This window comes from Kitasatospora sp. P5_F3 (assembly GCF_054049135.1).
Genome location: NZ_JBFUMY010000147.1, coordinates 1 through 10,111 on the forward strand (window position 1 = coordinate 1; position 10,111 = coordinate 10,111).

General features: G+C 72.1%; 8 protein-coding genes and 3 pseudogenes. 6 read left to right on the forward strand and 5 right to left on the reverse strand.

The genetic code is table 11. From position 1 onward, the window contains the following. Positions 1-162 (forward strand): annotated as a pseudogene (locus ACXJMZ_RS36435) (Ion channel protein); the annotation flags it as partial. A 9-nt stretch (positions 163-171) separates the two neighbouring features. Here the strand turns inward: ACXJMZ_RS36435 and ACXJMZ_RS36440 are convergent. The 5 genes and pseudogenes from ACXJMZ_RS36440 to ACXJMZ_RS36460 form a co-directional block, all read right to left on the reverse strand. Continuing rightward, positions 172-1,362, reverse strand: a complete 1,191-nt coding sequence (locus tag ACXJMZ_RS36440; RefSeq protein ID WP_457034293.1) for a molybdopterin molybdotransferase MoeA — start codon at positions 1,360-1,362, stop codon at positions 172-174. Beyond that, positions 1,359-1,628, reverse strand: a pseudogene (locus tag ACXJMZ_RS36445) (DUF6457 domain-containing protein); the annotation flags it as partial. The pseudogene ACXJMZ_RS36445 and the gene ACXJMZ_RS36440, both read right to left, overlap by 4 nt. A 266-nt stretch (positions 1,629-1,894) precedes the next feature. Further along, positions 1,895-2,452 (reverse strand): annotated as a pseudogene (gene mobA, locus ACXJMZ_RS36450) (molybdenum cofactor guanylyltransferase); the annotation flags it as partial. Between the two features lie 16 nt (positions 2,453-2,468). After that, positions 2,469-3,398, reverse strand: a complete 930-nt coding sequence (locus ACXJMZ_RS36455) for an MBL fold metallo-hydrolase (protein ID WP_457034294.1) — start codon at positions 3,396-3,398, stop codon at positions 2,469-2,471. Between the two features lie 135 nt (positions 3,399-3,533). Then, positions 3,534-4,298: a polyprenol monophosphomannose synthase gene (locus ACXJMZ_RS36460; protein WP_457034295.1), complete on the reverse strand. Its 765-nt coding sequence runs from the start codon at positions 4,296-4,298 to the stop codon at positions 3,534-3,536. 367 nt (positions 4,299-4,665) lie between these two features. On the opposite strand from ACXJMZ_RS36460, the gene manB reads away from it, so the two are divergent. The 5 genes from manB to ahcY form a co-directional block, all read left to right on the forward strand. After that, the gene (gene manB / locus ACXJMZ_RS36465) at positions 4,666-5,943 is read left to right on the forward strand and encodes a phosphomannomutase/phosphoglucomutase (protein WP_457034299.1); all 1,278 of its coding nucleotides are present in this window, start codon (positions 4,666-4,668) and stop codon (positions 5,941-5,943) included. Positions 5,944-6,038: 95 nt separating this feature from the next. Further along, the gene (locus ACXJMZ_RS36470) at positions 6,039-6,224 is read left to right on the forward strand and encodes a Trm112 family protein (RefSeq protein WP_057238377.1); all 186 of its coding nucleotides are present in this window, start codon (positions 6,039-6,041) and stop codon (positions 6,222-6,224) included. Between the two features lie 32 nt (positions 6,225-6,256). Next, on the forward strand, positions 6,257-7,480 hold the full coding sequence (locus ACXJMZ_RS36475; protein ID WP_457034296.1) for an SIS domain-containing protein: 1,224 nt from the start codon (positions 6,257-6,259) through the stop codon (positions 7,478-7,480). Between the two features lie 104 nt (positions 7,481-7,584). Continuing rightward, positions 7,585-8,550, forward strand: coding sequence for a cation diffusion facilitator family transporter (locus tag ACXJMZ_RS36480; protein ID WP_457034297.1), 966 nt, complete (start codon positions 7,585-7,587; stop codon positions 8,548-8,550). Positions 8,551-8,828: 278 nt separating this feature from the next. Beyond that, positions 8,829-10,111: adenosylhomocysteinase (gene ahcY / locus ACXJMZ_RS36485; RefSeq protein ID WP_457034298.1), on the forward strand; the 1,283-nt coding region annotated here is incomplete at its 3' end.

Below are 10,111 nucleotides of genomic sequence, written 5' to 3' on the forward strand. Positions count from 1 at the left end.
GTGGAGCGTCCGGTCACCAGGGCCGAGGCGGGGCACAGTCCGCGTGACTGCACCGATCTGGTGGTCGCGGTGGTGCGGGGCCGACGGGTCCTCAACTACACCGAACCCGAAGCCGCCGTCCTCCAGCTCACCGACCGCATCATCACCATCAGACCGGCCTGACCGCCCCGGTCACGGCGTGGCCAGGGTCTCGGCCCGGCCGTCGGCCGGGACACCACCGGGCGGGACCACCGCGAGCGCCTCGGCCAGCGCCAGGCCGCGCAGCATCGCCGGGCCGTCGAAGGCCAGCGGCACCAGCCCCCGGTCGGTCCTGACCACCGGGACCAGCCGGGTGTCGGTCGGATGGCCCGGCAGTGCGGCGGCCACCGGCTCGGTCCGCAGCTCCGGACCCGGGCGGCCGGCCAGTCGGTCCAGCAGCGGCAGCGCCAGCGTGACGGTGCCCGCGACGGCCGCCAGCGGGTTGCCCGGCAGGCCCACCAGGTGGCGCCCGTCCGGCAGTTCGGCCAGCAGCATCGGGTGGCCCGGGCGCACTGCCACGCCGTCCACCAGCAGCCGGGCGCCGGTGGCGGTGAGCGCCTCGTGCAGGAAGTCCACCGGCCCGGCGGCCGTCCCGCCGGTGCTGACCACCACGTCGGCGGGCGAGTGCCGGATCGCGTCCCGGAGCAGCCCGAAGTCGTCCCCGACCCGGCGCTGTCCGATCAGCTCCGCACCGGCCGCGGCCAGCCACGGCGGCAGCAGCGGGCCGAGCGCGTCCCGGACCAGCCCGGCCCCCGGGAGGCCGGAGTCCAGCAGTTCGTCACCGAGCAGCAGCAGTTCGACGGTCGGACGACGGTGCACGGTCAGCCGGTCGTACCCGCAGGCCGCAGCCAGACCGAGCACCGCGGGGGTCACCACCGTCCCGGCCGCCAGCAGCACTTCGCCCCGTCGGCACTCCTGGCCGCGCGGCCGAACGTCCTGACCCGGCGTCACCTCGCCCAGCCCGTGCAGCACCACCCCGTCGGTCCGGCCGTGCTCCCGGCGCAGCACCCCGGTGGCGCCCGGCGGCAGCTGCGCCCCCGTGGCGATCTGCACCGCCGCCCCGTCGGCCAGCGGCCCGCACGGCTCCCCCGCCAGCACCCGGCCCGCCAGCCGCCACGGCCCGGGACCGGCCACCGCCCAGCCGTCCATCGCGGAGGTGTCGAAGGCCGGCAGATCGGTGAGCGCCTCCAGCGGCCCCGCCAGGGTCTGCCCGAGCGCCGCACCCAGCGCGAGCCCGACGGTGGGCAGCGGCCGGCGAGCCGCCAGCCGGGCCGCCCGGCGGGCCTGCGGCCACGAGCAGTGGTGCAGGGCCTGCACGGGAGCGGCCGCCGCCACCGTGGTCACTTCTGCTCCCCGGCCCAGCGTTCGGCCAGCGCCGCCGTCCTGGCCTGCGCTTTGGCCACCTCGGCCGGGCCACCGCCCTGCTGGGCGGCCGCATAGCCGACCAGGAACGCCGTCAGCGGCGCAGCGGGCCTGGCCACCCCGTGCGCCACCACCCGGGCGAGGTCCAGCAGCCCGGTCACGTCCACCTCCAGGTCGATGCCCAGCTCGGTGGCGACGGCGGCGATCCAGTCATCCAGCGTGCGCTCCATGGCCCCATGCTGCCTGATCCCCCGTCGCCCGCCACGCTCCGGGCCATGAGCATCGCGCGTCGTTTCCCTCACCGGGGCCCACCGCCACCCGTGAGCTGCCCTCAGCCAGCTACCGGCCAGGGGCTCGGGGAACCGCGACGCCGACCTCGGGAGCGTTGCACCTGCGTAGATGGTCAGGCACTTTCGCAGTGACCCGAACGCCAGATCTCCTCGCAGTTCCCCGAGCCCCTGGCATGTGCCACCTTGGGCCCTGCAAAAAAGCTGAGCGCAGCTGCCTAGGCGTCCCGGAGGCGGGCGAGTTCGAGGTCCTCCCAGGTGTCGCAGTCGTACGAGACCCCGTCCGGGTCGGCCAGCCGCACCAGCCGGAGCGGGGCGAGCAGTCGCCGGAGCGGCAGCCCCACCGGCTCGCCGAGGTCGCCCAGGGCGGCCCGGAGGGCGCTGCTGCGGTAGGCCCCGGCCAGCGGCTGGTCCCGACCGCCGGCGTCGACCAGCAGGGCCCCGTCGTGCTCCGCGAGAGCGTCCAGCAGCCGTTCGACGGTCCGTCCGTCCAGGAACGGCAGGTCCGCCGCGAGCAGCAGCACCCGGTCGGCGCTGATCTGCCCGAGCCCGGCCGCGACCGCCGCGACCGGGCCGCCACCGGGCGGGTCCTCCCGGGTCCAGTGCAGGTCACTGCGCTCGGTCGGCCGCTCGGGGCCGACCACCACCACCGTGCGGGCGTCCGGGCAGGCGGCGAGCACCCGGTCGAGCAGGGTGCGGCCGCCGACCGCCAGGCCCGGCTTGTCCACCCCGCCGAGCCGCCGGGCCGCGCCCCCGGCGAGTACGAGTGCGTCGTAGGCCGTCATACGGCCAGTATTCCGCTCAGGAGTCCTCGACGATCTCCGCGTCCACGATGCCGTTGTCCCCGTTGGACAGGTCCTCGGGCGTGAGCACGTTGGCCGCCGCACTGAGTTCGAGGATCACCGGCAGGGTCAGGCCGCCGTACCGCTCGTTCACCATCGCCGCCAGGGCCTCGGCGTCGTCAGGGTGGGCGGCCAGCGCACGGTCGAAGTCCTGGAGGTACTCGCTGGTGAAGGTGAGCACCCGCATCGCGTCGTCGTCGGCCCCGGGGACCCGGTGGCCGGCGATCACCCGCTCGGCGCCGAGGTCGGCCACCCTGGCCAGGTTGTGCGACCACTGCTCGCGTTCGGCGGGGTCGGTGTCCGCCGTCCAGACGTGGGTGCCGTTGTAGACGAAGTCCCCGGCGACCACGGTGCGGCTGCCCGGGACGTGCACGACGGTGGAGCCCGCGCTGTCGCCCTGCCCGAGGCTGAGCACCCGGATCAGCTGACGGTCGATCATCAGCGGCTGCGGCAACAGCGGGGCGGGGACCAGCGGGTGGTCGGGGATGTCGTCCCCGTACACGGGCTTCCACTGCGCCACCTTGGCGGCCAGCGTGGCCATGATCCCCTCCACCACCAGCGGGGCGGCCAGCAGCTGCGCCTTGGGGAAGAGCCGGAGCACCTCCTCGGCACCGAAGTAGTGGTCCGGGTGCTGATGGGTGATCACGATGGCGAGCAGCTGGCGGCCCTTGCCCGCCACCCACTCGGCCAGTTCCCGGCCAGCGCTCCGGGTCAGCTGGGCGTCGACCAGGATCGCCGTGCGCTCGCCCATGATCAGGCTGGAGGTGGCGAAGAAGGCCGTCTCGGGGCCGGTGAAGACCTCGATCTGCAGGGGCGCCGGTGCCGGGCCCGGGTGCCCCGGACCAGCCGGTTCGGCTCCGGCGGTCCCTTCGGGCTGGGACGGCGTCACATCGGCTCCCTGGTCGGCACGGTGGGCCCGTGCCGGGCCCCGTAGGGCTCCAGCTTGGGAGGAAACCGCCGGGATTGCCGGGTAGGCGCGCCCAGGTGAGTGATCAAGCACGTCCGCCGGGCGCCGCCGCTGCGGTCACCGCTTCCCGGTGAGCTTGCCCAGGCGAGCGCTGACACCCCAGGCGGTGACCCGCCAGAGGGCTTCGACGACGATGCTGCGGCTCATCTTCGAGGCACCCAGCTCACGCTCGACGAACGTGATCGGCACCTCGGTGACCTTGTAGCCGGCCTTGACGGCGCGCCAGGCGAGGTCGACCTGGAAGCAGTAGCCGGCCGAGGCGACCTGGTCCATGCCGAGGCCCTGGAGGGTCTCCTTGCGGAAGGCGCGGTAGCCGCCGGTGACGTCCCTGATCGGGACATCGAGCATCAGGCGCGAGTACAGCGAACCGCCGCGGGAGAGCAGCAGGCGGGAGCGCGGCCAGTTGACCACCGCGCCGCCGGGCACCCAGCGCGAGCCGAGCACCAGGTCGGACGTGCGCAGGGCGGTGAGCAGGCGGTGCAGCTCCTCGGGCTGGTGGGAGCCGTCGGCGTCCATCTCCACCAGGACCTGGTAGCCGTGGTCGATGCCCCAGTGGAAGCCGGCCAGGTAGGCGGCGCCCAGCCCTTCCTTCCCCTTGCGGTGCAGGACGTGCAGGTGGTCGTCGGCCGCGGCGAGCTTGTCGGCGATGTCACCGGTGCCGTCGGGGCTGTTGTCGTCGGCGACCAGGATGTGCGCCTCGGGAACGGCTGCCCGCACCCGGGCGGTGATCCGCTCGACGTTCTCCGCCTCGTTGTACGTCGGAATGATCACCAGCACCTCACCGAGATCGGCGAAGGAGCTCTCCTGGCCAGCCGTGGTCACGTCTCTGTTGCCTTTCGGGTACAGCGGGCGAGCAGCGAGCCCTGATGGCCGCTGTCCGGGTCGATGAGGCGCACCTCGCGGTGTCCTGTTCTCCTCGGATACGGAAGAAGTACAGGAATAGCGCATGCTACGACGCCCCGGTTGCCCGGCGGTCGTCAGGGCGGTGCTTCACTCCGCTCACCGGATAGTCTTCCTGTTCAACTTGCACACCCGTGGGTCGCGAAGCAACCGGTCGCTCGCGTCCGCCTCGCCCGCCCGTCCGCGCGCCCCTGCGCCGGTGGGAGCACCGGGGAGGTCGGACCTTGCCCGCGCCGGTGTCGACCGAGAACGTGCGGCACCGCCGCACCGAGCAGAGTGGAATGCCGGGCTGATGCGGGACTTGAAGCAGCTGGTGAAGGCGTACGACGTGCGTGGTGTGGTGCCGGATCAGTGGGACGAGTCGTTGTCGTTCGCGTTGGGTGCGGCGTTCGTGCGGGTGGTGGGTGCGTCGGCGGTGGTGGTGGGGCATGACATGCGTCCGCTGGACCTKCCGGGTGCGATGTTCACCGCCTCCCACAATCCCGCGCAGTACAACGGGATCAAGATGTGCCGGGCGGGCGCSTCACCGGTGGGTCAGGACACCGGSCTSTCGCAGATCCGTGAGCTGGTGGAGTCCTGGACCGGTGCGGACGACACCGTGASSGTGCCCGTGCTGGATGTGAAGCCGGGCTCGCTGAGCGCCCGCGACACGCTGCGCGGCTACGCCGACCACCTGCTGGGCCTGGTSGACCTGACCGCGATCCGCCGGCTGAAGGTGGTCGTGGACGCGGGCAACGGCATGGGCGGCCACACCGTCCCCACCGTCTTCGACGGCCTGCCCMTTGACCTGGTGCCGCTGTACTTCGARCTGGACGGCACCTTCCCCAACCACGAGGCCAACCCCCTGGACCCGGCCAACCTGGTCGACCTGCAGGCCAARGTTGTCGAGACCGGCGCCGACCTCGGRCTGGCCTTCGACGGCGACGCCGACCGCTGCTTCGTCATCGACGAGAGGGGCCAGGCCGTCTCCCCCTCCGCCATCACCGCCCTGGTCGCCGCCCGCGAAATCGCACGCGCCCAAGCCGCAGGCGAAACCAACCCCACCRTCATCCACAACCTCATCACCTCCCACACCGTCCCCGARGTCGTCCGCGAACTCGGCGCCACCCCCGTGCGCACCCGCGTCGGCCACTCCTTCATCAAGCAGGAAATGGCCACCACCAACGCGGTCTTCGGCGGCGAACACTCCGCCCACTACTACTTCCGCGACTTCTGGCGCGCCGACACCGGCATGCTCGCCGCCCTCCACGTCCTGGCCGCCCTCGGCCACCAGGACCACCCCCTCTCCACCCTCACCACCCAGTACGACCGCTACGCCGCCTCCGGCGAGATCAACTCCACCGTCACCGACCAGCAAGCGGCCACCGACCAGGTCCGCACCCACTACGCCACCCACCCCCACGCCACCGTCGACACCCTCGACGGCCTCACCATCACCACCCCCACCTGGTGGCTCAACCTCCGCGCCTCCAACACCGAACCCCTCCTACGCCTCAACGTCGAAGCCAACGACCCCACCACCATGACCACCATCCGCGACACCGTCCTCACCCTCATCCGCACCTGACACCCCCACCCCCACCCCCGGCCGGTATCGTTGCCACCGGCCGGGGCACCGCTGTACCGGCGCACCGTGTACCGACTTCTGGAGCCTGACGACCCATGAGCAGCCTGCCGTCCTTCCTGCTGGAGATCCTGGTCTGCCCCGAGTGCCACTCCGCGCTCGCCGAGGAGAGCAAGGGCGAGGAGCACGAGCTGCGCTGCACCGGTGAGAGCTGCGGCCTGGTCTACCCGGTCCGCGACGGCATCCCGGTGCTGCTGGTGGACGAGGCCCGCCGCCCCTCCTGATCACTGCCCAGTCCCGGCCGGAGGCCAGCCGCATGATCGACGACAGTCTGCTCGACGACCCGGCCGCCCTCCGGCGCGCCGACCGGGACCACGCCCTGCTCGCCCTCGCGGGCGCCGGGGCCCGGGTGAGGACCGCTCTGCGGCTCGCCGACGATGCCGGGCTCGCGGCGCTGCGGCCGGACGGCCGCCCGCGCACCCTGCTGGTCGCGGGCCACGGCAGCGTGCTGGCCGCAGGAAGTGCGCTGGCCGCGCTGGCGGTCGGGACCACCCAGGTGCTCCCGCTGCCGCCGAGCGGTGCCGAGCCGGTGCGGCGTGACCGGACGGCCGCCGACCCGGTGTTCTCGGCCGGGATGAGCTGGCAACTGCCCGGCTGGGTCGGCCCGGTCGACCTGCTGGTGATCGCCTCGATCGACGGCACCGAGCAGGGCCTGATCGGCCTCGCCCAGCAGGCGTACGCGCGCGGCTGCTCGGTGGTGGTGATCGCCCCGGTGGTGAGCCCGCTGACCGAGGCCGCGCACCAGGTCCGCGGCCTGCCGCTGCCGTACGCGCCGTCCGCGGTGGACCCGGCCGAGCCGGTCGCGGGCGCCGAGCCCGACCTGCCCGCACTGGACCCGGGCGCGCTCTGGGCGCTGCTGGCCCCACTGCTGGCGCTCACCGAGAAGCTCGGGGTGACCCAACTGCCGCCCGGCGCACTGCAGTCCACCGCCGACCGGCTGGACGAGACGGCGGTCCGCTGCCGCCCGGACGCCGGCGCGTACGTGAATCCGGCCAAGGACCTGGCGGGCAAGCTCTCCGGCACCGTCCCGCTGCTCTGGGCCGAGGGGCCGGTGGCGGCGGCGGTGGTGGAGCGGTTCGCCACCATGCTGGCCGACCGGGCCGGGCGTCCGGCACTGGCCGGGGCGCTGCCGCAGGTGTTGACCACCCACCGGGGGATGTTCGTCGGCCAGCTCGGCTCCGGTGCCGACCCGGACGACTTCTTCCGGGACCGGGTGGACGAGCCCGACCCGCTGCTGCTCCAGGTGCTGTTGCTCCGTCAGACCCCGGGCCGCGCCGCCGACCCGGCCGAGGAGGACCAGGCCGAGGTGCCGGAGCCGAGCTACCCGGTCCGCCGCGCACACCGGCTGGCCGAGGCGCACGAGGTCCGGCTGACCGAGTACCGCAGTGCGCAGGCCGATCCGCTCCAGGCACTGGCCGAGCTCACCGCGCTGACCGACTTCGCCGCGGTCTACCTCGGCCTGGCCGCCACGCGGGACTGACCGGCGCTCAGGCTCCGTACCGCACCGGGATACTGTGTGCGGTCGGCAAGCTGAGCGTCGGCCGGTGCGGTGCACCGGCCCAGTCGGAGGGACACCACCCCAGCATGAGCACCGAAGGCGGCACCAAGGCACTGGTTGCGGCGCTGTCCGCGAACCTGGCGATCGCCGCGAGCAAGTTCACGGCCTTCGCCATCACCGGCTCGTCCTCGATGCTGGCCGAAGGCGTGCACTCGGTGGCCGACTCCGGCAACCAGATCCTCCTGCTGGTCGGCGGCAAGCGGGCGGCCCGCGAGGCCGACGAGGAGCACCCGTTCGGCTACGGCCGCGAGCGGTACATCTACGCCTTCGTGGTCTCCATCGTGCTGTTCAGTGTCGGTGGCCTGTTCGCGGTGTACGAGGGCGTGGAGAAGATCCGCCACCCGCACGAACTGCACGGCTGGTACTGGGCGGTCGGCGTGCTGGTCTTCGCCCTCCTGGCGGAGAGCTGGTCGTTCTGGACCGCGATCACCGAGGGGCGCAAGGCCAAGGGCACGCTCGGCTGGGTCGAGTACATCCGCCGGGCGAAGGCCCCCGAGCTGCCGGTGGTGCTGCTGGAGGACTTCGGCGCGTTGATCGGTCTGGTGTTCGCGCTGCTCGGTGTCGGCCTCACCGTGATCACCGGCGACGGGATCTGGGACGGCATCGGCACACTCTCCATCGGCCTGCTGCTGGTGGCCATCGCCGTGGTGCTCGCGATGGAGACCCGTAGCCTGCTGATCGGCGAGTCGGCGGACAAGAACGACGTGCAGAAGATCCGCGCGGCGCTGGTCGACCACGACTCGGTGACCCGGATCATCCACATGCGCACCCTGCACCTCGGCCCGGAGGAGCTGCTGGTCGCCGCGAAGATCGGCGTCAACGCGGAGGACACCGCCGCCCAGGTGGCCGAGGCCATCGACCTGGCCGAGGCCCGGGTCCGCAAGGCCGTCCCGATCGCCCGGGTGATCTACCTGGAGCCGGACATCTACAGCGCCGAGAAGGAGGCCCAGGGCCTCGACCCGGCGGCCACCCCCGGCGGTCCCACACACTGACGCACCGTCGGATCCGGCGGCCCGACGGCGGCCGAAACTGCCCGTACGAAGCCCGTGCGACTGCGCCGTCGGTGTAGATTCGTCAGCAGAGCCAAACGTCGCTGCTGATGGCGGTCGATCGACGGTGCCCGGCGCAGCCGGGTACGGGCGGTCGAGGGAGAGAGGTCCTCCGACGGATTGTGCCGCAGGAGCAGTACGCCGTGCCGTCGGGCGTCCTGCCACTGAGCACACCCGTAAGACAGGCCCGCACCACCCCATGCAGCGAGGAGCACTTCCGCATGTCGACCAACCTCAACGGTGACTTCAAGGTCGCCGACCTCTCGCTTGCCGCCTTCGGGCGCAAGGAGATCCAGCTCGCCGAGCACGAGATGCCCGGTCTGATGTCGATCCGCAAGGAGTTCGCGGCCACCCAGCCGCTGGCCGGTGCGCGGATCACCGGTTCGCTGCACATGACCGTGCAGACCGCTGTCCTGATCGAGACCCTGGTCGCGCTCGGCGCCGAGGTCCGCTGGTGCTCGTGCAACATCTTCTCCACCCAGGACCACGCGGCCGCCGCGATCGCGGTCGGTCCGGAGGGAACGCCGGAGAACCCGGCCGGTGTTCCGGTGTTCGCCTGGAAGGGCGAGACGCTGGAGGAGTACTGGTGGTGCACCGAGCAGGCGCTGACCTGGCCGAACGGCCAGACCCCGAACATGATCCTGGACGACGGTGGCGACGCGACCCTCCTGATCCACAAGGGTGTCGAGTTCGAGAAGGCCGGCGAGGCTCCGGACCCGTCCACCGCGGACAACGAGGAGTTCCGCCTCATCCTCGAGGTGCTGAACCGCACCCTCAAGGACACCCCGAACAAGTGGACCGAGATGGCGGCCACGATCAAGGGTGTCACCGAGGAGACCACCACCGGTGTGCACCGGCTGTACGAGATGCACCGTGACGGGAAGCTGCTGTTCCCGGCGATCAACGTGAACGACGCGGTGACGAAGTCGAAGTTCGACAACAAGTACGGCTGCCGGCACTCGCTGATCGACGGCATCAACCGTGCCACGGATGTGCTGATCGGCGGCAAGGTCGCGGTGGTCTGCGGCTACGGCGACGTGGGCAAGGGCTCGGCGGAGTCGCTGCGCGGCCAGGGCGCCCGGGTGATCATCACCGAGATCGACCCGATCTGCGCGCTGCAGGCGGCGATGGACGGCTACCAGGTCACCACCCTGGAGGACGTCGTCGGCATCGCGGACATCTTCATCACCACCACGGGCAACAAGGACATCATCCTTGCCAAGCACATGGAGCAGATGAAGCACCAGGCGATCGTCGGCAACATCGGTCACTTCGACAACGAGATCGACATCGCGGGCCTGGCGAAGCTGCCGGGCATCGTGCGGACCGAGGTGAAGCCGCAGGTCCACGAGTGGCGTTTCGCCGACGGTCACACCATCATCCTGCTGTCCGAGGGCCGGCTGCTGAACCTGGGCAACGCGACGGGTCACCCGTCGTTCGTGATGTCGAACTCCTTCGCGAACCAGACGATCGCGCAGATCGAGCTGTTCACCAAGACCGAGGA